The sequence below is a fragment of the Streptomyces sp. SDT5-1 genome (assembly GCF_052245995.1).
In the GTDB taxonomy this organism is placed as follows: Bacteria; Actinomycetota; Actinomycetes; order Streptomycetales; family Streptomycetaceae; genus Streptomyces.
This window is the reverse complement of the sequence record NZ_CM125963.1, coordinates 5,716,394-5,742,767: the sequence shown is the minus strand read 5'-3', so window position 1 is coordinate 5,742,767 and position 26,374 is coordinate 5,716,394. Positions and strand designations below refer to the sequence as shown.

Sequence of the window (26,374 nt, the reverse complement as noted above, 5' to 3'; positions counted from 1 at the left end):
GACCATCACCTGCCCTTCGGACTGGCGGGTATCGGCTGGTGTTTCAGCGAATCGGCGAGTGCTACTTGGTCACGCCGAGCTTGGCGTAGTCGTAGCGACCGCTCCAGGCGGGAGCCGAGTACGCGTTCGTCAGACGCGGTCCGCGCCAGGTGATGTTGGCCTCGTAGATGAACGGCATCCAGTAGGCCTGGTCGAGGATCCGGTGACCCATGTCGGTGTAGATGCTCTTCGCCTCGGCCTTGTCGGTCGTCTTCAGCGCGTCGTCGAACATCTTGTCGATCTTCGGGTCGTCGATCTGCGACTCGTTGTAGTTGCCGGTCTTCTGGATGAAGCGGCTGTCCCACAGCGGCTGGCCGTAGCCCTGGCCGGTGTTGAAGTCCGGGCCCCAACCGCTCATCGTCATGCCGTAGCCGCGCTCCTTGACCTTCTTCAGGTCGCCGGAGATCGAGGAGGCGTCGGCACCGGAGAAGGTGTCGATGGTCAGCTTGATGCCGACCTTGCCCAGCTGCTCCTGGAGCGCCTCGGCGGCGTCCTCCTCACCGGGCTGGTCGCTGCGCGCGGTCAGCACGGTCGAGAAGCCGCTCGGCTTGCCGCACTTCTTCAGCTCTTCCTTGGCCTTGGCCAGGTCCGGCTTGCCCTTGCGCGCCACCACTCCGTACGGGTCGTACGAGTCGTCGTGGCCCGGAACCGCCTTCGGGAAGGGGTTGTTGGCGATCTTGCCGGCCGCGACCTCGCCACCGCGGGTCTGCTGGAGGCTCTTGAAGTCGGTGGCGTAGAAGACGGCCTTGCGGCAGTTGACGTTGTCCATCGGCTTGGTCGTGGTGACCAGGGCGACGTAACGGACGAACGGCGTCTGCATGTTGTCGACGTCGGCCTTGTGGTCGGTCACGGCGGTGGTGCGGCCGGACTGGGTCATGCCGGTGCCGTTGAGGTCGACGTCGTACTCGCCGGCCATCAGGTTCTTGTCGTTCTCTTCGAGATTCTTGTTGATCGCGACCGTGATCTTGTCGGGCAGCGCCGGGTTGTTCGGGTCCGAGGACTTCTTCCACGCCTTGTTGCGGACCAGCACGATCGACTTGTTCGCCTTGTGCGACTGGATCTTGTACGGGCCGTTGGAGAGCGGCTTGGTCGTGTACTTCTCGCGGGTGTCGGCCGAGGCCTTCACGGCGGAGCCGGACGGCATGGCGAGCATCTGCTCGAAGTCGCTGTTGGGCTGCGGGAGATGGAAGACGATCGTGTTGTCGTCGGGCGTCTCGATCGCCTTCAGGCCCAGCTTGTCCTTGGACTTGTCCTTGTACGGGCCCTTGTACTCGCCCTTGGGGTCGAGGACCTGCTTCAGGTAGACGGGACCGCCGGTGATGACGTCGTCCGCCCAGATGCGCTCGATGCCGTACTTGATGTCCTTGGAGGTCAGCTTGGAGCCGTCCTCCCAGGTCAGACCGTCACGCAGCTGGTACGTGTAGGTCTTGCCGCCATCGGTGATCTTGGCCATGTCCTTGGCCATGTCGGGGACCAGCGCGTTGCCCGCGGCGCCCGGCTTGGTGTCGTACGTGACCAGGGTGCGGTTGTAGAACCGCATGAAGTCCCACGCCATGCCGAAGTAGGCGCGCTGCGGGTCAAAGCTGTCCAGGTCCTGCTTGGCGACCATGCGGAGCGTGCCGCCCGTCTTGGTCGACTTGTTGGCGATCTTGCCGATGGCGGCGTTGTAGCCGGCGCCCTTCGACTTGTCGTCGCTGTCGCCGCCACCGCCACAGGCGGTGACCGTGAGCGCCGAGGCGGCCACGAGGGCCGCGGCGGCCGTCATCCGTCGACTCTGGAAACCTTTGGGCATTCTTCTCGCATCCTCCGGGATTCGCGGCCCCCGGCCTTGCGGCCGCAGGGCCATGGGGGACATACAGGGAGTGCTCCTGACGGGACGGCAGGGGCAGTGAACTGGGTGTCTATCGGGTGCCCTTGGGGTCGAGCGCGTCGCGCAGGCCGTCCCCGAAGAGGTTGAAGGCCAGCACGGTGATGAAGATCGCCACGCCAGGGAAGACCATGAACATCGGGTCGTGCTCGTAGGTGCCGAGCGCGTCCCGCAGCATGCCGCCCCACGAGGCGGTCGGCGGCCGGACACCGGCGCCGAGGAAGCTGAGCGCCGCCTCCGTGAGGATGTTGGTGGGGATCATCAGCGTGGTGTACACGGTGATGGGCGCCACCAGGTTCGGCAGCAGTTCGCGGAAGAGGATGTGCCGGGATCCGCCGCCGAGGCTGCGCGCCGCCTCCACGTACTCCCGCTCGCGCAGCGAGAGCGTCTGGCCGCGCACGATCCGGCCGATGTACGGCCAGCCGAAGAAGCCGATCACCATGATCAGGATCATGATGCGGACGCCGCTGCCGGTCAGTCCGAGCAGGTCGTTGGGGAGCACGGAGACCAGGGAGATGATGAAGAGGAGCTGCGGGAAGGAGAGCAGCACGTCCATCACGCGGCTGATGATCGCGTCCACCCAGCCGCCGAAGTACCCGGCGATGATGCCGAAGAAGGTGCCGAGCACGACGGCGACGACCGCGGCGAGGACGGCGACCAGCATCGAGACGCGGGTGCCGTAGACGATGCGGCTGAAGATGTCGCGGCCCTTGTTGGGCTCCACGCCGAAGAGGTGATCGGCGCTGACGCCGCCCAGCGCGCCCTTCGGCAGGTTGGTCAGCTCGTCCAGCTTGTCCTGGTGGAACTCGTTCGGCGGGTGGCCGAGCAGGCTGACGATGAGCGGGGCGAACACCGCGACCAGGACGAGGAGGACGACAACGATGCCACCGCCGAGGGCGACCTTGTCGCGCTTGAGCCGGTTCCAGGCGATCTGCTTGAGCGACCGGCCCTCGACCTTGCGGCCGCCGTCTCCCTTGACAGGCTCGACCGGTGCGCTCGGTTCCGCTTCTGCGCTCGTGTCGTGCAATGGTGCCGTCATCGTGGCAGGGACCCCTCTCAACCGGCGGTGACCGGCCCGCACTTGCCGCTGTGGCGGCTTGGTTCAGTCCGTCGTACACAGAGGCGAAGCCCCCTTGGAGCGGGAGTCTTCAACCTGGGCGCGATCTGTTGCCAGACTTGACGGCGAAAGGATGCCTAAACGTGATGCTGGCTGGGGTGTTCCGTTATCCGGACTGCCGTGAACGGGGGTCGGACGGTGGGCAGTTGGGGCGTTAGGGGTGAACTCCGCCCTTGACCCCACCAGTTGGTGAGGAACCTGCCCATACCGGGCTACACGAGGTCAGGCGTGCGAGGGCGGGTAGCCGTAGCCCGTCGGGCTGGGGGCCGCGTCGCGGTCGTAGAAGGGGCGGGCCTGGCGGAGCCACATGGCGACGGGGTCGTACTCGTCCGACATCGCGACCGTGGAGACCGGGAGGCCCTCGGGGACCGCGGGGATGGACTGCTGCATCATCGCGCGGACGGCGTCCACGGACGCCGGCGACGTGTCGTACACGTCGAGGCCGATGGCGAGGTACGGGGCGCCGAGCGCGGGCTGGACCCATGCGCGGCGCAGCGAGCGGACCGCCGTCGTCCGGTGCGCGTTCTGCGTGAGCACCGCGTAGAACTGGGGGATCTCGATCGTGGGTTCCGACAGGCGCAGGGGCCCGGCGGGCTGGCGGTCGAGGCCGCCCGCGATACGGCGCAGATCCAGCCACGGGATGCCGACGCCGCCGCCCGGCGCGTGCGGATTCAGCCAGAGCCCGTAGTGGTCCGGGTACAGCGTGCGCGCCGCGTCGACGCCGCTCACCACCTCGTACGCCCGGGACCAGCCGGAGGCGGAGAGCTCCTGGGCGGACGTCACGCAGGGGGCGTACGAAAAGCCGTCCACCTCCATGTTCCCGTACTGGGCGTCGGGGGATCCGGCCTGGCCGTGCCAGAGCAGCATCCAGACCTGCCCGGCCGCGGGGTCGGCGAGGGCCTTGAGGAGCGCCTCGTACGCGTCGTAGCGCCCGGGAGTCACCTGGCGCAGCATGTGCTCGACCTGTCCGGCCGCGGCCGTGCCCGACGCACTCACCCGTAACCGCCCCTTCGGCTCTTCAATACGTCCGTGTTCCACACATGGCCGGAAAGCGAAGCGCCGACCGGTCACGTCATGAAACCAGCTTAAGCGGCGATACTGACACCGACTTGACGGACGCCGTCACCCTTCTCGTACGTAGAACGGCCGTACGTGTGTACGCAGCCAGTCCGCGACGGGGTCCTGCGTCACGTCCAGGAACACCATGTTGACGGCCCACGGCACGGGCACCCGGCCCAGCGCGCGCCCCAGCGCGTCCAGCGGCAGGTCCCGCGCGGCCCCCGCCGCACCGGCCGCCTGCGCCAGCTCCACGCCGATGAACAGGGAGGGCTCCGTGTCCTCCACCTTCGCCAGGCAGCGCCGCGCGCTCAGCACCGTGCCGATCCCCTCGAACTCCTCGCGCACCGCCGCGAGGAAGTCCACCGGGTCGACCTGCCAGTCCGGCTCCGACAGCACCACACGGCCGCCTGTCGCGGGCCCGTCGAGCGGGGTGCGCCCGCTGCGGGCCAGCTCGGCGACGGCCGGCGGCGGCAGCGGCACGCCCACCGTGCCGTCGGGGTTCACGGCGATGCCGACCTGCGGCGGAAGCCCGCGGGCGAACTCCACGGCCGGGGCGATCGTGCAGTCCATCCGGCCGCCGGTGACCGCCATGAACTGCTGCTCGGAGCTGAACACCGGGACGTAGGCCTGTCCCTCGATCTCCAGGCTCGGCAGGTCGAGATCGCGGCTGGCGTTCGAACCGCCCTTGGGCAGCGGGATCCAGACATGGCTGCGGCCCAGCGCCTCGACGATCCGTCCCGCCGCCGAGCCGCCCGCGTCCTGGCCGAGGGCCGCGGCGAGGATCTCCTCCAGCTCGTTCGCGGGCCAGCCCTGCGCCGGGTGCGCGTACGCGCCCTCGTGCCCCTGGGCGTGACCGTGACCCGGCTCGGGGGTGCCTGGGAACTCCATGACTGCCATCAACCTCTGCTGTTCTGCCCGCTGCTGTGCCCGCGCGGACCCGTCCGCGCCCGCGCACCCGACCTTAGCCCGTGCATACAAACGTACGCGGCGCGTCCCCCGCCCTCAGCGGCCGTCGCCGAAGGTGATCCCGCCCAGCGCCTCCGTCGCCGCCCGGTCGAGCAGCACCGCCGACGCCATCCCGGCCGGCAGTTCGCCCCGCTCGGTCGAGCTGACGAGCGCGCCGACCGCGCGGCGGTGCCGGGCGAACGCGTACCGGGACACCCCGCGGCCGCGCTCCCGCTGGCCGTCAAGGGCCGTGTCCTCCGGCACGTCGAGCAGCATCAGGTGGACGGCGACCCCGCGCCGCCGCGCCGTGCGGATCACCCAGCGGCGCACCCACGCCTGCGTACCGCAGTCGTGCACGACGACGCTCGCGCCCGAGCGCATCGCCCGCCTGAGCCCCGCGTAGTGCGCGATCCGGACCAGCGGCCGGTACAGCGCGTACGGCAGGAAGCGCGGCATCCGGGCCGCCCAGCGCTCCCTGGTGTCCTGCGAGTCGATGCGGACCTCCGTGACGGCCCGCCGCATCAGCGTCGACTTGCCGCTGCCGGGCAGCCCCGAGAGCACGACCAGGTCGCCCGCCGCGAACGCGAGCCGCCGCGGTGTGTGCCCGCGCCGCCCGCGCAGGTCCCGCACCGAGCGCTGGCCGGGAATCCGCACCCCGGCGACCGCCGGCGCCGATGCCGACACCGCGTATGCCCCCGCCACTGCCTTGTGCACCGTGATCGTCCTCCCCGTTCGGTCACGTCACCCCTGCCCCTCGAGTGTAAAGAGAAGGTAATGCCCCTCAAGGGGTTTCCCTGTCCGACCGGCATGCAATGATGTGCGCGCAACTGCATACCGGCCGCTTGAATCCGCGCGGGAGAGTTCCGGGTACCCATCGGTCCCCGGACGCCGAAGGAGCAAGTTCCTCCCTTGAATCTCTCAGGCCCCGTACCGCGCGGGCGAGGCAGATCTGAAAAGTGGGGCGCCTTTGTGACACGGCGCCCCCACCCAAGGTGCAAGCCCCTCGGGGCGAACCTCTCAGGTTCCGATGACAGATGGGGAGGACGTCTCGTGTTCCGAGACTCCGCCATCGCCGTCATGCCACCGGGAGCACACCAGCCATGACCCGCACCACCGCACTGGACGCCCTGCACCGCTCGCTGGGCGCCACGATGACCGACTTCGCCGGCTGGGACATGCCGCTGCGCTACGCGAGCGAGCGCGACGAGCACAACGCCGTGCGCACGGCGGCAGGGCTCTTCGACCTCTCCCACATGGGCGAGATCACGGTGACCGGGCCCCAGGCCGTGGACCTGCTCAACCGCGCCCTCGTCGGCAACATCGGCTCCGTCGGCCCCGGCCGCGCCCGGTACACGATGATCTGCCGCGAGGACGGCGGGATCCTCGACGACCTGATCGTGTACCGGCTCGGCGAGACCGAGTACATGGTGGTCGCGAACGCGGGCAACGCGCAGGTCGTCCTCGACGCCCTCACCGAGCGCGCCGCCGGCTTCGACGCCGAGGTCCGCGACGACCGCGACGCGTACGCGCTGCTCGCCGTGCAGGGCCCGAACTCCGCGACGATCGTGAAGTCCGTCACGGACGCCGACCTGGACGGCCTCAAGTACTACGCGGGTCTGCCCGGCACCGTCGCCGGCGTGCCGGCGCTCATCGCGCGCACCGGCTACACGGGCGAGGACGGCTTCGAGCTGTTCGTCTCCCCCGCCGACGCCGAGAAGCTGTGGCAGGCGCTGACCGAGGCGGGCGCCGCGCACGGCCTCGTCCCCTGCGGCCTGTCCTGCCGGGACACGCTGCGCCTGGAGGCGGGCATGCCGCTGTACGGGCACGAGCTGACGACGGACCTCACGCCCTTCGACGCCGGGCTCGGCCGCGTCGTGAAGTTCGAGAAGACCTCGCACGGCGACGACTTCGTGGGCCACGACGCCCTCAAGGAGGCCGCCGCGAAGGCCGAGGCCAACCCGCCCCGCAAGCTCGTCGGCCTGATCGCCGAGGGCCGCCGCGTGCCGCGCGCCGGAATGTCGGTCGTCGCGGACGGACAGGTGATCGGCGAGGTCACCTCCGGCGCCCCCTCCCCGACGCTCGGCAAGCCGATCGCGATGGCGTACGTGGACGCGGCGCACGCCGAGCCGGGCACGGCCGGTGTCGGTGTCGACATCCGCGGCACGCACGAGGCGTACGAGGTCGTGGCCCTGCCCTTCTACAAGCGTCAGAAGTAGCCCGCGCCCGCCCGGGTCTCCCCCTCTGTCACCAGCACCTTCCCGCGTACAGGAGAATTCGCATCATGAGCAACCCCCAGCAGCTGCGTTACAGCAAGGAGCACGAGTGGCTGTCGGCCGTCGAGGACGGCGTGGCGACGGTCGGCATCACCGAGCACGCGGCCAACGCGCTCGGCGACATCGTGTTCGTCCAGCTTCCCGAGGTCGGCGACTCCATCACGGCGGGCGAGACCTGCGGTGAGCTGGAGTCCACCAAGTCCGTCTCCGACCTGTACTCCCCCGTCACCGGCGAGGTCACCGAGACCAACCAGGACGTCGTCGACGACCCGGCGCTCGTGAACTCCGCTCCGTTCGAGGGCGGCTGGCTGTTCAAGGTCCGGCTCAGCGACGAGCCCAAGGACCTGCTCTCCGCCGACGAGTACACCGAGTTCTCCGGGAGCTGACCCCACCGATGTCCGTACTGAACGAATCCCTGCACGAGCTCGACCCCGAGGTCGCCGTCGCGGTCGACGCCGAGCTGAAGCGCCAGCAGTCGACGCTCGAGATGATCGCGTCGGAGAACTTCGCCCCGGCCGCCGTCATGGAGGCCCAGGGCTCGGTCCTCACCAACAAGTACGCGGAGGGCTACCCCGGCCGCCGCTACTACGGCGGCTGCGAGCACGTCGACGTCACCGAGCAGATCGCCATCGACCGCGTGAAGGCGCTCTTCGGTGCCGAGTACGCGAACGTGCAGCCGCACTCCGGCGCCTCCGCGAACCAGGCCGCGCTCTTCGCCATCGCCAAGCCGGGCGACACCATCCTCGGCCTGGACCTGGCGCACGGCGGCCACCTCACGCACGGCATGCGCCTGAACTTCTCCGGCAAGCAGTTCAACGTGGTCCCGTACCACGTGGACGACGCCGGCCTGGTCGACATGGCCGAGGTCGAGCGGCTCGCCAAGGAGCACCGCCCGAAGGTGATCATCGCCGGCTGGTCCGCGTACCCGCGCCAGCTGGACTTCGCCGAGTTCCGTCGCATCGCCGACGAGGTCGAGGCGTACCTGTGGGTCGACATGGCGCACTTCGCGGGCCTCGTGGCCGCGGGCCTGCACCCGAACCCGGTCCCCTACGCCGACGTCGTCACGTCCACGACGCACAAGACGCTCGGCGGTCCGCGCGGCGGCATCATCCTCGCCCGCAACAAGGACTTCGCGAAGAAGCTGAACTCGGCCGTCTTCCCGGGCTTCCAGGGCGGTCCGCTCGAGCACGTGATCGCGGCCAAGGCCGTCTCCTTCAAGGTCGCGGCCTCGGAGGACTTCAAGGAGCGCCAGCAGCGCACGATCGAGGGCGCCCAGATCCTCGCCGAGCGTCTGACGACCCCGGAGTCCCGCGCGGCGGGCGTCAACGTGCTGTCCGGCGGCACCGACGTGCACCTGGTCCTCGTCGACCTGCGCGAGTCGGAGCTCGACGGCCAGCAGGCCGAGGACCGCCTCCACGAGGTCGGCATCACGGTCAACCGCAACGCCGTCCCGAACGACCCGCGCCCGCCGATGGTCACCTCCGGCCTCCGGATCGGCACCCCGGCCCTCGCCACCCGCGGCTTCCGGGCTGAGGACTTCCGCGAGGTCGCCGACGTCATCGCGCTCGCCCTCCAGCCGACGTACGACGCCGAGGCGCTCAAGGCCCGCGTGACCGCTCTGGCCGAGAAGCACCCGCTGTACCCCGGCCTGAAGTAATTCGGCCCGGATTACGTACCCTTTCGTAGGTACGTCCGGACGGGGCACCCGCACACTGGAACCACCAGGAGAACAGTGAGCGCGGTGCCCCGCCCGCTTCCACCGCACCGCACTCCCGCACGTCCGGCAGACAACGGCGTCTACCACCATCTTTGGAGTCCCACCGTGGCCATCTCGGTCTTCGACCTGTTCTCGATCGGCATCGGCCCGTCCAGCTCGCACACGGTCGGCCCGATGCGCGCGGCCCGCATGTTCGCGCGGCGCCTCAAGAACGAGGGCCTGCTGGCCCACACCGCCTCCGTCCGCGCCGAGCTGTACGGATCGCTCGGCGCCACCGGGCACGGACACGGCACCCCGAAGGCCGTGCTGCTCGGCCTTGAGGGCGACTCGCCGCGCACCGTCGACGTCGAGAAGGCCGACGAGCGCGTGGAGACGATCAAGGAGAAGGGCCGCCTGAACCTGCTCGGCGCCCACGAGATCGCGTTCTCCTTCGACGACGACCTGATCCTGCACCGCCGCAAGGCCCTGCCGTACCACGCGAACGGCATGACGCTGTGGGCGTACGACGCCGAGGGCGAGGAGCTGCTCTCCAAGACGTACTACTCGGTGGGCGGCGGCTTCGTCGTCGACGAGGACGCCGTGGAGGGCGAGAACCCGATCGTCCCCGACGACACGGTCCTCAAGTACCCCTTCCGCACCGGCGACGAGCTGCTCCGCCTCACCCGCGAGACCGGCCTGTCCATCCCGGCGCTGATGCTGGAGAACGAGAAGGCCTGGCGCACCGAGGACGAGATCCGCGAGGGCCTCCTCGACATCTGGCGCGTCATGCAGGCCTGCGTCTCCCGCGGCATGTCCCACGAGGGCATCCTGCCCGGCGGCCTCAAGGTCCGCCGCCGCGCCGCCGGATCGGCCCGCAAGCTGCGCGCCGAGGGCGACCCCGTGGCCCACGCCATGGAGTGGATCACCCTCTACGCGATGGCCGTGAACGAGGAGAACGCGGCGGGCGGCCGGGTCGTCACCGCCCCGACGAACGGCGCGGCCGGCATCATCCCCGCCGTCCTGCACTACTACGTGAACTTCGTGCCGGGCGCCGACGAGGACGGCGTCGTCCGCCTGCTGCTCACCGCGGGCGCCATCGGCATGCTGTTCAAGGAGAACGCCTCGATCTCCGGCGCCGAGGTCGGCTGCCAGGGCGAGGTCGGCTCCGCCTGCTCCATGGCGGCGGGCGCGCTCGCCGAGGCCCTCGGCGGCTCCCCGGAGCAGGTCGAGAACGCGGCCGAGATCGGCATGGAGCACAACCTCGGCCTCACCTGCGACCCCGTCGGCGGCCTCGTCCAGATCCCCTGCATCGAGCGCAACGGCATGGCGGCGGTCAAGGCCGTCACCGCGGCGAAGATGGCGCTGCGCGGCGACGGCTCGCACAAGGTGTCCCTGGACAAGGTCATCAAGACGATGCGGGACACCGGCGCCGACATGTCGGTCAAGTACAAGGAGACGGCGCGGGGCGGCCTCGCGGTCAACATCATCGAGTGCTGAGCCCCTACCGGCCTGTGGTCTGGAGGGCGCTGGTCGTGCCCTCCCCCGACGCGCTGCCCGCGAGCCAGTCGCTCCAGCTGAGGTTGAAGGACGCGTAGCCGTTGTCGGCGGGGGCCTTCGCGCGGGGCGAGCCGGTGATCGTCACCGGGTCGCCCTGCTTCACCTGGTCGTAGAACCACTTGGCGTCGGACAACGACAGGTGGACGCAGCCGTGCGAGCCGCGGGCGCTGCCGCTGCCCGGGTTCGGGTCGCCGGTCGAGTAGTGGACGTACGTGCCGGACTGAGTGAGGTGGACGTCCCAGGGCAGCGTCAGGTCGTAGTAGTCGGGGTCGTTCTTGTCGCAGGTGATCCCGATGCTGCACGAGGTCATGTGGACCTTGCGCTGCTTGTCGATCACGGCCATCGTGCCGTTCCACGTCGGGTACTTCTCGCTGCCCGCGTTGATCGACAGGGTGCGTATCGCCCGGCCGTTCTTCGTGACCTTCAGGGTGTGGCCCGGTACGGAGACGTCCGCGCGGACGTCGTCGCCGATCGTGAACGTGTGGGTGTAGCCGTGCGTGCCGACGCGGCCGTAGCCGTTGCTGACGCCCTTCATGTCGGCGTCGACCTTCACCTTCGTACCGGGGGGCCAGTACGTCTGGGGGCGCCAGTCGGCGCGCCGGTCGCCGAACCAGTGCCAGGCGCCGTTCACCTGCTGCGACGCGCTCACCTTCAGGTGCTTCTCGACGTTCGCGCGGGCCTTCGCCGCCACGGGGTTGGTGAACACCACGGAGACCGGCATGGCGACGCCGACCGTCGCGCCCGACTGCGGAGTGATGCTGTCCAGGAGCATCGGCGGCGGCTTGGGCTTCGTCGTACTGGGCGACGCCTTGCTCGACGTCGACCTGCTCGGCGACGAGGACGTGCTCGGCGACGACGACGGCGAGTCGCCCGCGCTCGGACTCTCACTCGCACTCGTCCGCCCGGACTGATCCCCGTCCGCCTTGGGCCCACCACCGTCACCGCCGCCGCAGGCGCTCGCGCCCACCAGCATGACGACCGCCGCTATCGCGACCCCGGTACGGCCGCCACTGTTCCGCCAATCCATACCCCACGCATTCCAAAACCGGGGCTCACGAAACGCCCAGAGCTAGACAATTACCCTCAGAACCAGCGCGGCCACAGCGAGTGCGCAACAGAACGACCACGGACCGTAACTCCGGTCACCGACCCGCAGATGCGCGCCGAGCGCCCCGACGAAGTACAGGACCAGGCCCGCCCCGGCGGCGACCCCGAGCGCCGGAACCACGAACCCGGCCACCAGCCCCAGCGCCCCGGCCCCCAGCGCCGTCCCGAGCCACGGGATCCACGCGTACGGCACCCGCAGCTTGTCGGCCTGCGCCTTCGGATACGAGTGCCCCGCGAGGTTGGCGACGGCCGCAGAGCCGTAGACGGCGGCGGCGAGGGCGGTGACGACGACATAGACGCTGAACATGCTCTGCTCCTTCCGAACCCTTCACCACACCGACGGTCCGGCCCCGCGCGGATGTGACATCGGCAGCGCGGCGCGGTCGTTTCGTTCCGTGCTGGTGGGAGACACGGGAGGGGCACACGCTCCCCGGACAAGGAGGCGAGAACGGTGACCGGTCTCCCGTCGAACACACGGCCCGCCCAGGAAGAGGACCAGCCGACGCCGCCGTACTCGTACGAGCGGCAGGAGCGGCCCGGCCTGGAGTCGCGGATGAGCCAGCGCCCCCACTACCTGGCACCCCGCTACCGCGGCTCCGGCAAGCTCGAGGGCAAGGTCGCCCTGATCACCGGCGGCGACTCCGGGATCGGCCGGGCCGTCGCCGTCCTCTACGCACGGGAGGGCGCGGACGTCGCCATCGGGTACCTCCCCGTGGAACAGCCCGACGCCGAGGAGACCCGCGAGGCCGTCGAGGCGGAGGGCCGGCGCTGCCTGCTGCTGCCCGGCGACCTGTGCGACGCGGACGTCTGCCGGGAGACGGTCGAGGCCACGGTGCGCGAACTGGGCGGACTCAACGTCCTGGTCAGCAACGCCGCACGGCTCAACGGCCAGAACAGCCTCGACGACCTGAACTTCGAGGACTTCGACCTGGTCTTCAAGACCAACATGTACGCCTACTTCCACCTCCTCAAGGCGGCGCTCCCGCACCTCGGCGACGGCGACGCGGTGATCGCCACGGCCTCCGAGGAGGGCCTCAAGGGCAGCGACATGATGATGGACTACGCCGCCACGAAGGGCGCGCAGATCGCCTTCACCAAGTCCATCGCGAGCCACCTCGCCCAGCGCGGCATCCGCGCCAACGTCGTGGCCCCCGGCCCCACCTGGACCGTCCTCAACCTCTCCGGACAGCGCTTCCCCGACAGCTACCTCGAAGACCTCGGCTCCACGTCCGACCCCATGGGCCGCGCCGCCCAACCCGAGGAACTGGCCCCCGCCTACGTCCACTTGGCCTCCGACGCGGACTCCAGCTACACGGTCGGCGAGGTCGTCGCGGTCACGGGAGGCATGACGGACAGCCGCTGACTCCCCCTCCCGCCCAGAGGGTTCAACCGGGCGAGGCCACGCCGACTTTCACAGCCTCGCGGAATTCTCGAGCCGGCGGGCAGGACAGGTACGTGTTCAGCACGTCGTAGGTCCGCAGGTGGAGTGGCAACGCTTCGTACCAGGCAAGCCCGTAGGCGTTGCAGCTCGAGCAGACGAGGCCTCGTACGCACATGCCACAACTACGCCGTCCCTTGCAGCACGCATGGTCGTGATCGATGTGCAAAGCGCGCCTGCTCCCCACATCCGCCGACTCACAAATCGCACAACGCTCTTTCTGATATCCCCAGAGTCGGTCCAGGAAGTCACGATCGATGTTGTAGTGGCTCAACCGGACACGCTCGGCATTGCATACCTTGCAGTACGCCCGCGGATAGCCCGAAACCTGGTCGGTGGAAAAATCTTCCACAGGCTTGATCTCGCCGCACGCCAGGCAATCGGTCAAACCTTGTGCGAGCGCGGCCTCGAGTGACCCCGTGGATCTTCTCCGGCGCAGCGGCGCCAACGGCTTTCCCGCAATGTCCTGCTGATAATGCCCGTTGCAGAGCCCTCTGGCGACCAGAGCCCTGTCACAGCCGTCGAACAAGCAGCCCCGGCGATCGAGTGCCAGGGACCGCCCCGGTCCGAGCTCGGTGAACGGCTTCCCCTTCTGCGTCTGCCGGTAGTGCCCCATGCACAGCCCTCGCGTGAGCCTGAACTGATCCGAAGACCGGGCACATGCCCACCCGTCCCCCTGCGCCCGACATACGGCCACTTGTTTCATAGTCGCATTAACGGTCGAGCGTGAATCTGGTTACTCCATCGGAGTTCCACCCGCGCCCCGACCGGGAAAGATGAAGGCTCGACCTAGTCGCCCCACCGGCCAGGAGGCCTGCGTGATCCGTGGCATTGACGTCAGTTCGCACCAGTCCACGTTCGACACGGACGGCCTGTCCTTCGTCTTCGTCAAGGCGACCGAGGGGCGTTCGTACGTCAATCCGCGCCTCGCCGCCCAGACGAAGCGGGCCCGCGACGCCGGATGCGTCGTGGGCTTCTACCACTTCCTGTGGCCGGGGAACATCACGGCGCAGGCCGAGTACTTCGTCAGCAAGGCCCCCGAGAAGGCCGGGGACCTGCTGGCCGTGGACTGGGAGACGACCAGTGAGGGCACCCACGCGAGCAATGCGGAGAAGGACAGGTTCATCCGCGAGGTGAAGCGGCTGCGCCCGAACCACAGGACGCTGCTCTATTGCAATCGGCACTACTGGCTCACTCAGGACACGACGTCCTACGCCGGCGACGGCCTCTGGATCGCCGACTACGTGTCCGCCGGCAAGCCGCGCATCCAGGCGGACTGGACCATCCACCAGTACACCGACAGCCCCCTCGACAAGAACGTCGCCGACTTCGGTAGCAAGGCCGCCATGAAGGAGTGGGCGAGCGGGGACTGAGTGGCTCGCTTCAGGGGGCCAACTTGCCCTGGATGGCGGTGAGTTCGTCCCGCGCCGCCCGTGTCGCCGACTCGGCGTCGCCCGTCGCGATCGACTCCACCAGGGTCGCGTGGGCCGCGTCGCCGTGGTCCTGTTCCGCGGCCTGCACGTCGACCAGGGCGAGGAGGTCGATCAGGGCCTGGCGGAGGGCCGGGGTGAACTCGGTGAAGAGGTCGGTGAGGACGGGGTTGCGGGCGGCCGCCACCACCGTGGCGTGCAGGGCGATGTCGGCGTCGACGAAGGCGTCGCCGGGGCCGCCCGCCGCCGCCCGGCGCGCGTCGAGCGCGGAGCGCATCGCCGCGATGTCCTCGTCGGTGCGGCGCTCGGCGGCGAGGCGTGCGGCCTGGATCTCCAGGAGCGTACGGACCTCGTAGACGTCGGCTACGGCCGCGCGGCGCAGGCGGGTCGGCCAGTCCTCGACGGGGCGGATCGCCGTCACGAAGACGCCGGCCCCCTGCTTCGGGCGCAGCATCCCCTGCCCGGTGAGCGCGCGCAGGGCCTCGCGGACGGTGGACCGGCCGACGCCGAGTTCCTTGGCGAGGGTGGTCTCGCCGGGCAGGCGGGCACCAAGGGGCCAGACGCCGTCGGCGATCTGCGTGCGGAGGTGTTCCGCCGCCTGTTCGACGAGGGGGCTGGGGCGGAGGGGGCCGGTGGACACGGGGCCATTCCAATCGAACTCGGGGCGAAACGGAACTTGTCTGAGGGGTACTTGTCTGAGGACCTGAGGTGTGGCTAGTGTACCGGCCATGCTCCGCGGACTCCTTCTTCTCGGCTGCCGCGGCGGGGCCTGACGCGACCGGCACCCCGCCGCGGGGTGCCGTGCTGCCGGTCGTCCCCTCACGACCGAGCCGAGGAAGGCCTCAGCCACCATGTACCGCTGGAATCCGCAGACTCCCGGACCGATGCCGTACCACCGCTACCGCCCGTACCACGAGCGGGTCGCCACCGCGCCGCTCGCCGACCGGAGCTGGCCGTCGAAGCAGCTGACCGCGGCGCCGCTGTGGGTGCCCGTCGATCTGCGCGACGGCAATCAGGCGCTCGCCGAGCCGATGGACACCGACCGCAAGCGTCGCTTCTTCGACCTGCTGGTGGGGATGGGCTTCAAGGAGATCGAGGTCGGCTATCCGTCGGCCAGCCGGACGGACTTCGACTTCGTACGGCACCTGGCGACCTCCGCCGCACTGCCCGACGACGTCACGCCCGTCGTGTTCGCCCCGGCCAAGCCGGAGCTGATCGAGCGGACCTTCGCGTCGATCGAAGGGCTGCCACGTGCCGTGGTGCACCTCTACATCGCGACCTCCCCCACCTGGCGCGACGTCGTCCTCGGCATGACGCGCGCCGAGATCCTGCGCACCGTGCGCGAGGCCGGCACGCGCATGGCCCGCCTCGCGGACGCCCGCCCCGACGCGCACATCCGTTTCCAGTTCGCCCCGGAGACGTTCAACCTGACCGAACCGGACTTCGCGCTGGAGCTGTGCGACGGCCTGACGGAGTTGTGGGACGCGAGCCCCGACCGTCCGGTCACCCACAATCTGCCGACGACGGTCGAGATCGCGACACCGAACGTGTACGCGGACCAGATCGAGTACATGCACCGCCACTTGGCCCGCCGCGATGCGGTGATCCTCTCCGTGCACCCGCACAACGACCGCGGAACCGGCGTCGCCTGCGCCGAACTCGCGGTCCTTGCGGGCGCACAGCGGGTGGAGGGCTGCCTGTTCGGCAACGGCGAGCGGACGGGGAACGTCGATCTGGTGACCCTGGCGATGAACCTGTACGCGCAGGGCGTCGACCCGATGATCGACTTCTCGGACATCGACGGGGTGCGCGAGACGGTCGAGTTCTGCAACCGCCTGCCGGTGCACCCGCGCCACCCGTACGCGGGCGATCTCGTGCACACCGCGTTCTCCGGGACCCACCAGGACGCCATCGCCAAGGGCTTCGCGCACCGGGCGGCGCACCCGGACGAGCCGTGGGACGTGCCGTACCTGCCGATCGACCCGGCCGACGTGGGGCGCACGTACGAGGCGGTGATCCGCGTGAACTCGCAGTCGGGGAAGGGCGGGATGGCGTATCTGCTGAAGGAGCAGTACGGCGTGGACCTGCCGGCGGCGCTGCGACCCGAGTACGCGCGGATCGTGCAGGAGGCCACGGACGACAGCGGCCGGGAGGCGACGCCCGACGAGCTGTACGGCCTGTTCCGGACGGTCTACCTGGATGCCGCGGGGCCTGTGGTGCTCGCCGACGGCTGGTCGGCGCGGCAGGAAGGTGCCGTGCACCGCTTCACGTGTGCGCTCGATGTCGACGGGGTCGTGCGCGAGGTGGAGGGCAAGGGCAACGGGCCGCTGGCGGCGTTCGCGGACGCGCTCGCGGCGGTGGGCCGCGACGTGGACGTCCTCGACTTCGGGCAGCAGGCGGTGGCGGCGGGCCGGGAGGCCGAGACCGTGGCGTTCGCGCACTGCCGGGTCGACGGGGTGCCGGTGTGGGGCGCGGGCCGTGACACGTCCGTGCTCGCCGCGTCGGTGCGGGCGGTGCTGTCGGCCGTGAACAGGGCCGGGGCCTGACGCACCGGTGGGGCGTACGCGTGTCGCGTACGCCCCACCGGGTTCGGGCTCACTTGTTCAGGTTTGCCCAGAACTCGTCGAACGAGAGCTTCTTGTCCCCGTTGGCGTCCTGGCCCGCGATGAGGACCTCGGCCACGGAGTCCGTGACGTTGAAGTCGCCCATCTGTGCCATGGCGCTCTTGTACTCGGCCGCCGTGATGAAGCCGTCGCCGTCCGCGTCGAACCGCTGGAACGCCTTGCGTGCCTCTTCTATGTCCGCCACCGGGTCACCCCTCGTTGTTCTCACTGCCGTGTTGACGGAGGTCAGATTACTCGGCGACCCGGGCGCGCAGTGCGGCGAGTACCCAGGCGAACTCCTCGCGGTGCGGGTGGTCGGGGCCGCCGCCCTTGAGGACGCCGAGGAGTTCGCGGTAGCGGGCCACCTTGTCGTTCATGGTGGCGAGCAGCCGGTCGAGGACGGTGGCGCGGTCCGCGTCGCCGAGCAGCTCGGCGAGGACGGGTTCGGCGGCGGGCGAGGCGGGGTCGACGCCCTCGCGCACCGCGTCGCCCGCGAGCGCGACGAGCTTGCGCAGGAACAGCATGGACGCGCCGGCCGCGTCCTCGGGGCCGCGGTCGGCGGCGTTGTACTCGGTGGCCCGCCGCATGCCGGCCCGGAACTCCGGGTCCTGGAGCAGTTCGGCGAGCTCGACCCAGGCGTCGACCTGCTCGGGCGTCGGGTCGTCGGGCAGTCCCGCGCTCATGCCCCGCATCCGCTCCTGGACCGCGGGGTCGACGGTGTCGAGGCCGCGCAGCATCTCCTCGGCGAAGTCGTCCATGATCCGCTTGCGTTCGGCGGCGGACTGTCGTGCCAGCTTGTTCATGAGGGCCATCTCCTCGGCGGTCGAGTTCCGTTGTGCGACGGTCGACAGGACGGCCCGGTTGAGCCGCAGCACCTGGATCTGCGCGTCGAGCGCCGCCACGTGCGCGGCGGCGACGGACGCGATGTCCCGCTCGCCGGAGAGGATCTTCCGTACGTCGTCCAGGCCGAGGCCCAGTTCGCGCAGGGTGCGGATGAGTTCCAGGCGGGCCACGGACTCGGCGTCGTAGAGCCGGTAGCCGCCTTCGCTGCGGGTCGCGGGGTGCAGGACGCCCTCGTCGGACCAGAACCGGATGGTGCGCACCGTGAGGCCGGTGCGGCGGGCCAGCTGTCCGATCGTGAGCAGCCGGGGACCGTCGTCGATCATGTCGAGGAGTCTGGGCCTTCCAGTGGGTGGAGACTCAAGCCCAGCGTACGAGGCCCTGCGGGGGGAAGACGGGTCAGCGGTCGGCGACGCGCATCTCGAACCAGGTGGTCTTGCCGCGCGGCAGCAGGTCGACGCCCCAGCGGTCGGAGAGCTTGTCGACGAGGAAGAGGCCGCGCCCCGAGATGTCGAGTTCGTGGACGGGCATCAGGCAGGGCAGTCCGCGGGACGGGTCGCGCACCTCGATGCGGATCCAGCCGCGGCGGCGCACCATGCGCAGGCCGAAGTGGCGGGCGCCGGTGTGCCGCACCGCGTTGCCGACGAGTTCGGAGACGAGGAGGACGGCGTCCTCGGTCATCTTCGGGGAGAGGCCCCAGTGGCGCAGGACGACGACCTGCGCGAGCCGTCGCGCGGTCGCGGCCGACTCGGGGCGCGACGGCAGCGACACCTCCGCCTCGGCCGGGTTCCCGAACAACTCCAGGGCCCTCAGGGCGTGTTCGTCCTCGACCGCGGGAGACCAGCGCGCCGCGGTCGCACTCGCGTGCCGCCGCGGTTGTTCCACACCCTCAAGCCCCGCCATGCCTCCATGATGGGGCCACGGAGCGTTCCGTGGGGTCGTTCCGACGGAATAAGCCCCCCGGAACGCTTCGTTCCGGAGGGCCGTTTGGGCATATGCCCGTGGCAGGACAACCCCCTCCGCAGCCCTGCTGACCTGCGTAAACGCCCCGCCTGCGCGACGCCATTGATCATTTACGGCCGACATCGCTTAAGGTTCGTTTAAGGTTCGGATAATGCTCCCCGAACGGGCGAACTGATCAACTCCGCTTGTCCACAGGGCATTTGACGGGCCGTCCGGAGGCGCCCCGAGGGGCCGTCAGGCGAACTTCGCCTTGCCCGGCCCGTCCTCCACGAAGCTGCGCATCCCGGTCTCCCGGTCCTCGGTGGCGAACAGCCCTGCGAACCAGTTGCGTTCGATGGCCAGACCGGTGTCGAGGTCCGTCTCGAGACCCGCGTCGATCGACTCCTTCGCCGCCCGCAGCGCGATCGCGGGCCCCTTGGCGAGCTGCCCCGCCCAGGCGTTCGCGGCGTCGAAGACCTCGGCCGCGGGCACCACCCGGTCGACCAGGCCGATGGTGAGCGCCTCCTCGGCCCGCACCTGGCGGCCCGTGAAGATCAGGTCCTTGGCCTTGGAGGGGCCGACGAGCCGGGACAGGCGCTGGGTGCCGCCCGCGCCGGGGATCAGGCCGAGCAGGATCTCCGGCTGCCCGAGCTTGGCGTTGTCCGCGGCGATCCGGAAGTCGGCGCACAGCGCCAGCTCGCAGCCGCCGCCCAGCGCGTAGCCGGTGACGGCCGCGACGACCGGCTTGGGGATGCGGGCGACCGCCGTGAACGCGTCCTGGAGGCCGCGGGAGCGGACGACCATGGCCGCGTGGTCCATGTCCCGCATCTCCTTGATGTCCGCGCCGGCCGCGAACACCTTCTCGCTGCCGCGGACGACCACGGCCCGCACGTCGTCGCGGGCCGTGGCCTCCTCCGCAAGCTCCTTGATGCGGTCCTGGGTGGCGATGTCCAGGGCGTTCATCGGGGGCCGGTCCAGGCGGATGGTCCCGACGCCTTCGGCTACTTCGAGGTGAACGGTCATGCCCGCAGGTTAGCGGGCGTTCACCGGAAGAGGGGCGGTGCGCTTGGTCACTTCTTCCAGTCGGCCCAGGACATGTTCCAGCCGTTCAGGCCGTTCGCCGGGTCGACCGTCCTGTCGTGGGAGTTCTTGACCACGACCACGTCGCCCGTCATCGACTGGTCGAAGAACCAGGCCGCCGGGATCTTCTTGTCGTAGCCGCCGCGGACGTCGCGCAGGCCGACGCAGCCGTGGCTGGAGTTGACGTTGCCGAAGGTGCCGCCGCCCCAGTAGTTGCCGTGGATGAACGTGCCGGAGTCGGTCAGGCGCTGGGCGTGCGGGACGTCCTTGATGTCGTACTCGCCGCCGTAGCCGACCGTCTCACCGTTCATGCGGGTCACGCGCAGCCGCTCGCTGATGACCATCTTGCCGTTCCACGTCTCGTAGCCCGGCTTGCCCGTGGTGATCGGGATCTTCTTGATGGTCTTGCCGTCGCGCTTGACGGTCATCATGTGCGTCTTCGCGTCGACCGTGGAGATCTGGCTGCGGCCGACGGTGAACTTCACGGTCCTGACCTGCTTGCCGTACACGCCGGGTCGGCCCTCGACGCCGTCCAGGTTCATCCTGACGGTGACCTTGGTGCCCTTGGCCCAGTACTCCTCGGGCCGGAAGTCGAGGCGGTCGTTGCCGAACCAGTGGCCCTCGATCGGGACGGAGGGCTCCGCCTTGACCGAGATCGCCTTCTCCACGTCCTCGGGGTGCGTGATGCCGCGCGAGAAGCGGACGGAGAACGGCATGCCGACGCCGACCTTCGAGCCGTCCTCCGGCGTGAACGTGCCGATGAAGGTGTTCTTCGGGGTGAGCGTGGTGAACGTGGAGTCCTTGGCCGACTCGCGGCCCGCCGTGTCCTTGGCGACCGCGTGCACCTTGTACTCGGTGGACGCGGCGAGGTGGTGGGCCGGCTTCCAGCTCGCGCCGCCGCCGGTGATCGAGCCCGGCACCTCGTTGCCCTTGGTGTCGGCGACCTTGACCTCGGTCAGCTTCCCCTTGTCCGCCGTGACCTCCAGTTCCCCGCTGGTCGCCACGTCGTCGGCGCCGTCCTTCGGCGCCACCTTCACCACGGCCTGCGACGCCTTCTGCGCCGCACCCGCCTTCTCCGCGCCCTTGCCGTCGTGGCCCGAACCCGAGCCGCCGCCACCGCACGCGGTGACAAGGAAGACCGCCGCCCCCAGCAGAGCCGCCGATATCGGTCGTCGCCCGTTCAAGATGTTTCTCCCCTCGCACGGCCTTGCCCCAAGGCCCGCACTACCGCGCCAACACGCGCGCACTGCGAAAGATAACCACACGACCTGGGGAAACGGATCCCCAGGGATGTCACCGTTCAGTCCCAACAACGGGGAGGACGCGTGACGTTCGACTACGCCCCGCCGGCCCGCGCTCCCCCGGCCCTCCAACGCTTCCAGTCCATGTTCCAGCCGCCCAGACCGTTGTCGGCCGCGACCTTCTTGTCCGCGCTGTTCCTGACCTCGACCACGTCGCCGATGAGCGTGCGGTCGAAGAAGCGGCCCGCGGGCGTCCAGGAGCCGCCGCCCTTCACGTCGCGCAGGCCCACGCAGCCGTGGCTGACGTTGCTGTTGCCGAATACGCCGCCCGACCAGTAGTTGCCGTGCAGGAAGGTGCCGGAGTCGGTGAGCCGGATCGCGTGCGGCACGTCGGGGATGTCGTACTCGCCGCCGAAGCCGACGGTGCGGCCGTCCATGCGCGTCACGTCGAGCATCTCGCTGACGACCATCTTTCCGTTGTACGTCGTCGAGGTGGGCGCCCCCGCCGTGATCGGCACGGTCTCCGCGAGGCGGCCGTTCCTGAACACCCGCATGGTGTGCGCCGCCGCGTCGACGACGCTGACCTGGCTGCGGCCGACCGTGAACGTGAAGGTCTTGTCCTGCCGCCCGTAGACACCGGGCGCCGCCCGTACGTCGCGCAGGCCGAGGTCGACGGTGACCCTGGTGCCGGGCCGCCAGTATCGCCGCGGCCGGAAGTCGAGGCGGTCGTGGCCGAACCAGTGCGGGGCGATCGCCACGCGGGGCCTCGCGGTGACCCGGATGGCGCGCTGCACGGCGGCCCGGTTCTCGATCCGCCGGTTGAACGCGATCCTGACGATCATGCCGGTGCCGACCCTGGCGCGGTGCTCGGGCGTCACGTAGCCGATGAACCGTTTGTCCGGGACGTCGGTGGTGAACGTGGTGTGCCGGGCGACGCGGCGGCCGTGCCCGTCGACCGCGACGGCGTCGACCCTGTACTGCGCGGCGAGCGCGAGGCGGTCGCGGCCCGCGGGGCGCCAGCGCATCGCGTCGTGCTCGAGGCGGCCCGGCACCGCCCGCTCCTCCGCGTCCCTCACCTCGACGACCCGCACGGACTGGAGGCGGCCCTCCGGCACGGTGACGCGGAGCGGCTGCTGCGTCCGGACGCCCTTCGTCCGGTCGTCCGGCGTGACACGGATCAGTTCCCGCGCGGACGGCGGCTTGTCGAACGTGGTGTCCGACGTGCACCCGGCGAGCGCCCCGATCAGTCCTGCCCCGGTCAGTACGGCGCCCAGTGTCGCCCCTGCGTGCCGCGCACGCCTCACAGCTGCTCTCACGCCAAGGGCAACGACGTGCACCCCGATGGGGAAACGTGAGTGCGAGCGAACCTCTGGGCAGAACAGGGGAAGGAGCACGGGGCGCGCGGCCGGGACGCCGGGCACCCCGTGCCCATGAGTCGTGGAGCCGCGGGAGGCCGACAGGTGTCGAGCGCAGCCGAGCAGGAGGCAGTACAGAGCGCACCGCGCGGGGGCAACGGCAGAGCGCTGCCCGCGCCGTTCTCCGGGCGGGCCCACGAGCGGGAGCGCGTGCCCGCCCTGGAACCGGTGTGGCCGGGCACGCCCGTGCCGCTCGGCGCCCGCTTCCGGGTCGGCCCCGACGGGGTCGCGGGCACCAACTTCGCGCTGTGGGCGGGCGGCGCCGAGTCCGTGGAGCTGTGCCTGTTCGACGAGGCGGGTCACGAGCGGCGGGCGCCGCTGACCGAGCTGACGCACGAGATCTGGCACGGCTTCGTACCGGGCGTGCTGCCGGGGCAGCGCTACGGGTTCCGGGTGCACGGCCGCTGGGACCCGTGGACCGGCGCCCGCTGGAACCCGGCGAAGCTGCTGCTCGACCCGTACGCGCGGGCGGTGGACGGCGAGTTCGGCCTGCCGCCCGAGGTCTACGGGCACGTGCGGGACTGGCCCGAGCAGCATGTGGCCGACACCGTGCGCGACGACCGGGACTCGGCGCCGTACGTGCCGAAGGGCGTGGTCGTGCACGACGACGCCGACGGCGACGAGTGGGTGGACGACCGGCGGCCGAAGACGCCGTGGGCGGACTCGGTGATCTACGAGCTGCACGTGCGCGGCTTCACCCGTCAGCACCCGGGAATCCCGGAGGAGTTGCGGGGTACGTACGCCGGGCTCGCGCACCCCGCCGCGATCGAGCACCTGGTGCGGCTCGGTGTGACGGCGGTGGAGCTCCTGCCGGTGCACCAGTTCGCGCACGAGGACCATCTGCTCCGCCGGGGCCTGCGCAACTACTGGGGCTACAACTCCATCGGCTACTTCGCCCCGCACGCGGGCTACGCGGCGTCGGGCACGGCCGGGCAGCAGGTCGGCGAGTTCAAGCGGATGGTGCGGGCGCTGCACGACGCGGGCATCGAGGTCATCCTCGACGTCGTCTACAACCACACGGCGGAGGCGGGCGAGCTGGGTCCGATGCTCTCCCTGAAGGGCATCGACAACCGCGGCTACTACCGGCTCCAGGGCGACGCGCGGCGCTACGCCGACTACACGGGCTGCGGAAACACCCTGCACGTCGTGCAGCCGCAGGTGCTGCGGCTGATCACGGACTCGCTGCGGTACTGGGTCACGGAGATGGGCGTCGACGGCTTCCGCTTCGACCTGGCGGCGGCGCTGGCCCGCTCGATGCACGACGTCGACATGCTCTCGCCGTTCCTCGCGGTGATCGCGCAGGACCCGGTGCTGCGCCGGGTGAAGCTGATCGCGGAGCCGTGGGACGTGGGCTCGGGCGGCTACCAGGTCGGCGCTTTCCCGCCGCTGTGGACGGAGTGGAACGACCGCTACCGCGACGCCGTGCGGGACTTCTGGCGCGGAGCGCTGCCCGACGTACGGGACCTGGGGTACCGCCTGTCCGGCTCCAGCGACCTCTACGCGTGGGGCGGGCGCCGCCCGTACGCCTCGGTCAACTTCGTGACGGCGCACGACGGTTTCACGCTGCGGGACCTCGTGTCGTACGAGTTCAAGCACAACGAGGCGAACGGCGAGGGCAACAGGGACGGCACGCACGACAACCGGTCGTGGAACTGCGGCGTCGAGGGCGAGACCGACGACGAGGACGTACGGGCCCTGCGCAGGCGGCAGTTGCGGAACCTGCTGACGACGCTGCTGCTCTCGACGGGGGTGCCGATGCTGGTCGCGGGCGACGAGTTCGGCCGCACGCAGCGCGGCAACAACAACGCGTACTGCCAGGACAACGAGATCAGCTGGGTGGACTGGGGCCTCATGGACGACCCCGGCTGCCGTCAGCTGTTCGAGCTCACGGCGCGGCTCGTCGCGCTGCGGCACGCGCATCCGGTGCTGCGGCGGCGGGCCTTCTTCTCCGGCCGGGCGCACTCGGCGGACGGGCTGCGGGACCTCGCCTGGTTCACGTCGCGGGGCACCGAGATGACGGAGGCCGACTGGTACGCGCCCGCGGGCACGGTCGGCATGTATCTGTCGGGGCGCGACATCCCCGGCAGGGACGCGCGCGGCGAGCCGGTGCGCGACGACAGCTTCCTGGCGATCCTGCACGCCGGCGACCGCGCCGAGAGTTTCGTGCTGCCGCCGGAGCCCTGGGCCCGCGCGTACGAGGTGGTGGTGGACACCGGTGAGGAGGAGCAGTCCGCGGCGCCGGCCGTGTCGTACGAGGCCGGCGCCACGATCACCGTCGCCGCGCGGACGGTGCTGCTCCTCAAGGTCGGGTCCTGAACGTCAGGGCGTGAAGGTCAGGCCGTAGGCCGCGGCTCGCCCGCGTACGTGCCGAAGGACCAGCGGTTGCCCTCCGGGTCGACGATCGCGAACTCGCGGCTGCCGTACGGCTGGTCGGCGATCTCTCGGAGGATCTTGACGCCGGCGTCGACGAGGCGGCCGTACAGTTCGTCGACGCGGGCGGTGACGACGTAGCAGCCGAAGGTGCCCGGCTTGAGGCACCAGGCGCCCTCCTCGGCCTCCGGCTTGTGGGAGCCGAGCATGATCGCGCCGCCTTCGGGCCAGTCGAGCTGGGCGTGGGCGACGCGGTCGCCGTCCTCGTAGACGGCTGTGCGCAGGAAGCCGACGGTGTTGACGAGGAAGTCGATGAGCGCGGGCGCGTCGTTCGCCTGGAGAGTGGGCCAGACGGCGGGCTCGCGGGTGGTCCGCTGGGTGCTCTGTGTGGTGTTCATGCTGTCGATTCTTCGCCGTTGCGGTGGCCCCCGGCTTGGATGTTTCGGCACTCCTCGGCGATCCACCCGGTCGGGCTCACGCCCGTGTACTGGCGGAAGTCGCGGACCAGGTGGGAGTGGTCGCAGTAGCCGTGCTCGGCGGCGACGCGGGCCAGGTCGGGCGGGTCACCGGCGGCGACGGCCCGGACGACGGCGGCCTTCGCGTGCTGGAAGCGCATCAGGCGGGCGGCCTGCTTGGGGCTGAGTCCGGTCTCGGCGCGGAACAGCGTGGTGAGTCGGCGCTCGCTGAGGGCGACGTGCGCGGCGAGCCCCTTCAGGGTGCCGGCGCCGCGGTGCCGTGCGATCCAGGTCCAGGCCTCCGCGACCTCGGGCCGCACCCCGGCCAGCGGCTCGCCGCCGCCCCTGCGCGCGAGGTAGCCGGAGAGCCGGTCGAACCGGGCCCGCCAGTCGTCGAGTTCCGCCAGCTCCTCGCGTACGTCGGCGGCGGCCCGGCCGAGCAGGTCCGTGCCCTCGACCGCCACGGGCCCCGCCAGTTCGGCCGCCGGGACGCCGAGCAGCGCGCGGGCGGCGAGGGGGTGCACGGCCAGCTGGATGCCCGCGTCGGAGCCGGACTGGGCGATGTACTCGGGGCGCTGGTGCAGTCCGCCGACGACGATGTCGGTGCGGACGGCGCCGGGGCCGAGCGCCTCCTCGGGGGTGTGGCCGCCGACGACCGGCTCGTCGAGGGTGAAGATCACCGTGAGGTACGGCGACGGCAGGCCGCGGTGGAGCGCGGGAGGCAGGCCCTGCGTGCGGTAGCCGACCGCCGAGACGATCGGTCCGCCGGGCCGTGGCGTCGCGCGCACGAACTCCTGGGAGCCGGTCATGCCTCCAGTATGCGAGCCGGAGGCCTACCCGCTATACGAGCCCGAGACCTACCCGCGCCCGGCGGTCGCATGCCGGTCACGGACGGTGAGT

25 protein-coding genes and 2 riboswitches are annotated in these 26,374 nt (G+C 70.5%); of the genes, 8 read left to right on the top strand and 17 right to left on the bottom strand.

Translation table 11 applies throughout. The features are described 5' to 3' along the window. Positions 1 to 61: 61 nt before the first annotated feature. The 5 genes from ACTWJ8_RS26575 to ACTWJ8_RS26555 all read right to left on the bottom strand — a co-directional run bounded on the left by ACTWJ8_RS26575 (position 62) and on the right by ACTWJ8_RS26555 (position 5,741). Complete coding sequence (locus tag ACTWJ8_RS26575; protein WP_443260448.1) at positions 62 to 1,831, bottom strand: ABC transporter substrate-binding protein; 1,770 nt, start codon at positions 1,829 to 1,831, stop codon at positions 62 to 64. Between the two features lie 109 nt (positions 1,832 to 1,940). Continuing rightward, entirely contained in the window at positions 1,941 to 2,945 is a 1,005-nt protein-coding gene (locus tag ACTWJ8_RS26570; RefSeq protein WP_356389191.1) for an ABC transporter permease, read from the bottom strand. A 300-nt stretch (positions 2,946 to 3,245) separates the two neighbouring features. After that, a complete protein-coding gene (locus ACTWJ8_RS26565) occupies positions 3,246 to 4,019 on the bottom strand; it encodes an enhanced serine sensitivity protein SseB C-terminal domain-containing protein (protein WP_356389193.1) in 774 nt (257 codons plus the stop codon). Between the two features lie 126 nt (positions 4,020 to 4,145). After that, positions 4,146 to 4,970, bottom strand: a complete 825-nt coding sequence (locus ACTWJ8_RS26560; RefSeq protein ID WP_356389195.1) for an enhanced serine sensitivity protein SseB — start codon at positions 4,968 to 4,970, stop codon at positions 4,146 to 4,148. Between the two features lie 114 nt (positions 4,971 to 5,084). After that, complete coding sequence (locus ACTWJ8_RS26555; protein WP_443260447.1) at positions 5,085 to 5,741, bottom strand: AAA family ATPase; 657 nt, start codon at positions 5,739 to 5,741, stop codon at positions 5,085 to 5,087. A gap of 129 nt (positions 5,742 to 5,870) precedes the next feature. After that, a riboswitch (glycine riboswitch) is annotated at positions 5,871 to 5,970 on the top strand. Next, a riboswitch (glycine riboswitch) is annotated at positions 5,971 to 6,071 on the top strand. A 56-nt stretch (positions 6,072 to 6,127) separates the two neighbouring features. Here ACTWJ8_RS26555 and gcvT point away from each other — a divergent pair. The 4 genes from gcvT (at position 6,128) to ACTWJ8_RS26535 (ending at position 10,493) form a co-directional block, all read left to right on the top strand. Next, positions 6,128 to 7,243 (top strand): glycine cleavage system aminomethyltransferase GcvT, encoded by a 1,116-nt coding sequence (gene gcvT, locus ACTWJ8_RS26550; protein ID WP_443260446.1) that lies wholly within the window; start codon positions 6,128 to 6,130, stop codon positions 7,241 to 7,243. Between the two features lie 65 nt (positions 7,244 to 7,308). Then, on the top strand, positions 7,309 to 7,686 hold the full coding sequence (gcvH, locus tag ACTWJ8_RS26545) for a glycine cleavage system protein GcvH (protein WP_356389199.1): 378 nt from the start codon (positions 7,309 to 7,311) through the stop codon (positions 7,684 to 7,686). Positions 7,687 to 7,694: 8 nt separating this feature from the next. Further along, complete coding sequence (glyA, locus tag ACTWJ8_RS26540; protein ID WP_443260444.1) at positions 7,695 to 8,957, top strand: serine hydroxymethyltransferase; 1,263 nt, start codon at positions 7,695 to 7,697, stop codon at positions 8,955 to 8,957. A 165-nt stretch (positions 8,958 to 9,122) separates the two neighbouring features. Then, entirely contained in the window at positions 9,123 to 10,493 is a 1,371-nt protein-coding gene (locus ACTWJ8_RS26535) for an L-serine ammonia-lyase (protein WP_443260443.1), read from the top strand. A gap of 4 nt (positions 10,494 to 10,497) precedes the next feature. Here ACTWJ8_RS26535 and ACTWJ8_RS26530 read toward each other — a convergent pair whose 3' ends face one another. Continuing rightward, positions 10,498 to 11,526: a L,D-transpeptidase gene (locus ACTWJ8_RS26530; RefSeq protein ID WP_443264997.1), complete on the bottom strand. Its 1,029-nt coding sequence runs from the start codon at positions 11,524 to 11,526 to the stop codon at positions 10,498 to 10,500. A 96-nt stretch (positions 11,527 to 11,622) separates the two neighbouring features. Further along, complete coding sequence (locus ACTWJ8_RS26525) at positions 11,623 to 11,967, bottom strand: DoxX family protein (RefSeq protein ID WP_443260442.1); 345 nt, start codon at positions 11,965 to 11,967, stop codon at positions 11,623 to 11,625. A 144-nt stretch (positions 11,968 to 12,111) separates the two neighbouring features. On the opposite strand from ACTWJ8_RS26525, the gene ACTWJ8_RS26520 reads away from it, so the two are divergent. Continuing rightward, positions 12,112 to 13,023, top strand: coding sequence for an SDR family oxidoreductase (locus tag ACTWJ8_RS26520; protein WP_443260441.1), 912 nt, complete (start codon positions 12,112 to 12,114; stop codon positions 13,021 to 13,023). A gap of 22 nt (positions 13,024 to 13,045) precedes the next feature. Here ACTWJ8_RS26520 and ACTWJ8_RS26515 read toward each other — a convergent pair whose 3' ends face one another. Then, a complete protein-coding gene (locus ACTWJ8_RS26515; protein WP_443260440.1) occupies positions 13,046 to 13,714 on the bottom strand; it encodes an endonuclease domain-containing protein in 669 nt (222 codons plus the stop codon). A gap of 202 nt (positions 13,715 to 13,916) precedes the next feature. On the opposite strand from ACTWJ8_RS26515, the gene ACTWJ8_RS26510 reads away from it, so the two are divergent. Further along, positions 13,917 to 14,471 (top strand): glycoside hydrolase family 25 protein, encoded by a 555-nt coding sequence (locus ACTWJ8_RS26510; protein ID WP_356389213.1) that lies wholly within the window; start codon positions 13,917 to 13,919, stop codon positions 14,469 to 14,471. Between the two features lie 10 nt (positions 14,472 to 14,481). Here the strand turns inward: ACTWJ8_RS26510 and ACTWJ8_RS26505 are convergent, their stop codons facing one another. Continuing rightward, the gene (locus tag ACTWJ8_RS26505; protein ID WP_443260439.1) at positions 14,482 to 15,168 is read right to left on the bottom strand and encodes a FadR/GntR family transcriptional regulator; all 687 of its coding nucleotides are present in this window, start codon (positions 15,166 to 15,168) and stop codon (positions 14,482 to 14,484) included. A 211-nt stretch (positions 15,169 to 15,379) separates the two neighbouring features. Between ACTWJ8_RS26505 and leuA the strand changes: the two genes are divergently transcribed. Next, complete coding sequence (leuA, locus tag ACTWJ8_RS26500; protein WP_443260438.1) at positions 15,380 to 17,074, top strand: 2-isopropylmalate synthase; 1,695 nt, start codon at positions 15,380 to 15,382, stop codon at positions 17,072 to 17,074. A 49-nt stretch (positions 17,075 to 17,123) separates the two neighbouring features. Here leuA and ACTWJ8_RS26495 read toward each other — a convergent pair whose 3' ends face one another. The 6 genes from ACTWJ8_RS26495 to ACTWJ8_RS26470 all read right to left on the bottom strand — a co-directional run bounded on the left by ACTWJ8_RS26495 (position 17,124) and on the right by ACTWJ8_RS26470 (position 22,550). Next, the gene (locus ACTWJ8_RS26495; protein WP_356389219.1) at positions 17,124 to 17,336 is read right to left on the bottom strand and encodes an EF-hand domain-containing protein; all 213 of its coding nucleotides are present in this window, start codon (positions 17,334 to 17,336) and stop codon (positions 17,124 to 17,126) included. A gap of 46 nt (positions 17,337 to 17,382) precedes the next feature. Then, a complete protein-coding gene (locus ACTWJ8_RS26490) occupies positions 17,383 to 18,297 on the bottom strand; it encodes a MerR family transcriptional regulator (RefSeq protein WP_356389221.1) in 915 nt (304 codons plus the stop codon). Positions 18,298 to 18,370: 73 nt separating this feature from the next. Beyond that, complete coding sequence (locus tag ACTWJ8_RS26485) at positions 18,371 to 18,979, bottom strand: ATP-binding protein (protein ID WP_356389265.1); 609 nt, start codon at positions 18,977 to 18,979, stop codon at positions 18,371 to 18,373. A gap of 189 nt (positions 18,980 to 19,168) precedes the next feature. Continuing rightward, positions 19,169 to 19,936 carry an enoyl-CoA hydratase/isomerase family protein gene (locus ACTWJ8_RS26480; protein WP_356389223.1) on the bottom strand — a complete coding sequence of 256 codons (768 nt, stop codon included), beginning with the start codon at positions 19,934 to 19,936 and terminating at the stop codon, positions 19,169 to 19,171. Between the two features lie 47 nt (positions 19,937 to 19,983). Beyond that, positions 19,984 to 21,177, bottom strand: a complete 1,194-nt coding sequence (locus tag ACTWJ8_RS26475; RefSeq protein WP_356389224.1) for a L,D-transpeptidase — start codon at positions 21,175 to 21,177, stop codon at positions 19,984 to 19,986. 152 nt (positions 21,178 to 21,329) lie between these two features. Beyond that, positions 21,330 to 22,550, bottom strand: a complete 1,221-nt coding sequence (locus ACTWJ8_RS26470) for an Ig-like domain-containing protein (RefSeq protein ID WP_443260437.1) — start codon at positions 22,548 to 22,550, stop codon at positions 21,330 to 21,332. A 144-nt stretch (positions 22,551 to 22,694) separates the two neighbouring features. Here ACTWJ8_RS26470 and glgX point away from each other — a divergent pair, with 144 nt between their 5' ends. Next, positions 22,695 to 24,965, top strand: coding sequence for a glycogen debranching protein GlgX (gene glgX / locus ACTWJ8_RS26465; protein ID WP_356389227.1), 2,271 nt, complete (start codon positions 22,695 to 22,697; stop codon positions 24,963 to 24,965). Between the two features lie 17 nt (positions 24,966 to 24,982). On the opposite strand, the gene ACTWJ8_RS26460 is transcribed toward glgX, so the two are convergent. Together ACTWJ8_RS26460 and ACTWJ8_RS26455 are read right to left on the bottom strand one after the other, a co-directional pair. Continuing rightward, positions 24,983 to 25,417, bottom strand: coding sequence for a VOC family protein (locus ACTWJ8_RS26460; RefSeq protein ID WP_356389229.1), 435 nt, complete (start codon positions 25,415 to 25,417; stop codon positions 24,983 to 24,985). Then, positions 25,414 to 26,283: a helix-turn-helix domain-containing protein gene (locus ACTWJ8_RS26455; protein ID WP_443260436.1), complete on the bottom strand. Its 870-nt coding sequence runs from the start codon at positions 26,281 to 26,283 to the stop codon at positions 25,414 to 25,416. Before ACTWJ8_RS26455 ends, ACTWJ8_RS26460 begins: the two co-directional genes overlap by 4 nt. Positions 26,284 to 26,374: the final 91 nt, after the last annotated feature.

Coding starts and splice junctions, on each gene's coding strand:
- ACTWJ8_RS26575 (WP_443260448.1), bottom strand. CDS start 1,831: ATGCCCAAAGGTTTCCAGAGTCGACGGATGACGGCCGCCGCGGCCCTC.
- ACTWJ8_RS26570 (WP_356389191.1), bottom strand. CDS start 2,945: ATGACGGCACCATTGCACGACACGAGCGCAGAAGCGGAACCGAGCGCA.
- ACTWJ8_RS26560 (WP_356389195.1), bottom strand. CDS start 4,970: ATGGAGTTCCCAGGCACCCCCGAGCCGGGTCACGGTCACGCCCAGGGG.
- gcvT (WP_443260446.1), top strand. CDS start 6,128: ATGACCCGCACCACCGCACTGGACGCCCTGCACCGCTCGCTGGGCGCC.
- gcvH (WP_356389199.1), top strand. CDS start 7,309: ATGAGCAACCCCCAGCAGCTGCGTTACAGCAAGGAGCACGAGTGGCTG.
- glyA (WP_443260444.1), top strand. CDS start 7,695: ATGTCCGTACTGAACGAATCCCTGCACGAGCTCGACCCCGAGGTCGCC.
- ACTWJ8_RS26530 (WP_443264997.1), bottom strand. CDS start 11,526: ATGCTGGTGGGCGCGAGCGCCTGCGGCGGCGGTGACGGTGGTGGGCCC.
- ACTWJ8_RS26525 (WP_443260442.1), bottom strand. CDS start 11,967: ATGTTCAGCGTCTATGTCGTCGTCACCGCCCTCGCCGCCGCCGTCTAC.
- ACTWJ8_RS26515 (WP_443260440.1), bottom strand. CDS start 13,714: ATGGGGCACTACCGGCAGACGCAGAAGGGGAAGCCGTTCACCGAGCTC.
- leuA (WP_443260438.1), top strand. CDS start 15,380: ATGTACCGCTGGAATCCGCAGACTCCCGGACCGATGCCGTACCACCGC.
- ACTWJ8_RS26490 (WP_356389221.1), bottom strand. CDS start 18,297: ATGATCGACGACGGTCCCCGGCTGCTCACGATCGGACAGCTGGCCCGC.
- ACTWJ8_RS26480 (WP_356389223.1), bottom strand. CDS start 19,936: ATGACCGTTCACCTCGAAGTAGCCGAAGGCGTCGGGACCATCCGCCTG.
- ACTWJ8_RS26460 (WP_356389229.1), bottom strand. CDS start 25,417: ATGAACACCACACAGAGCACCCAGCGGACCACCCGCGAGCCCGCCGTC.
- ACTWJ8_RS26455 (WP_443260436.1), bottom strand. CDS start 26,283: ATGACCGGCTCCCAGGAGTTCGTGCGCGCGACGCCACGGCCCGGCGGA.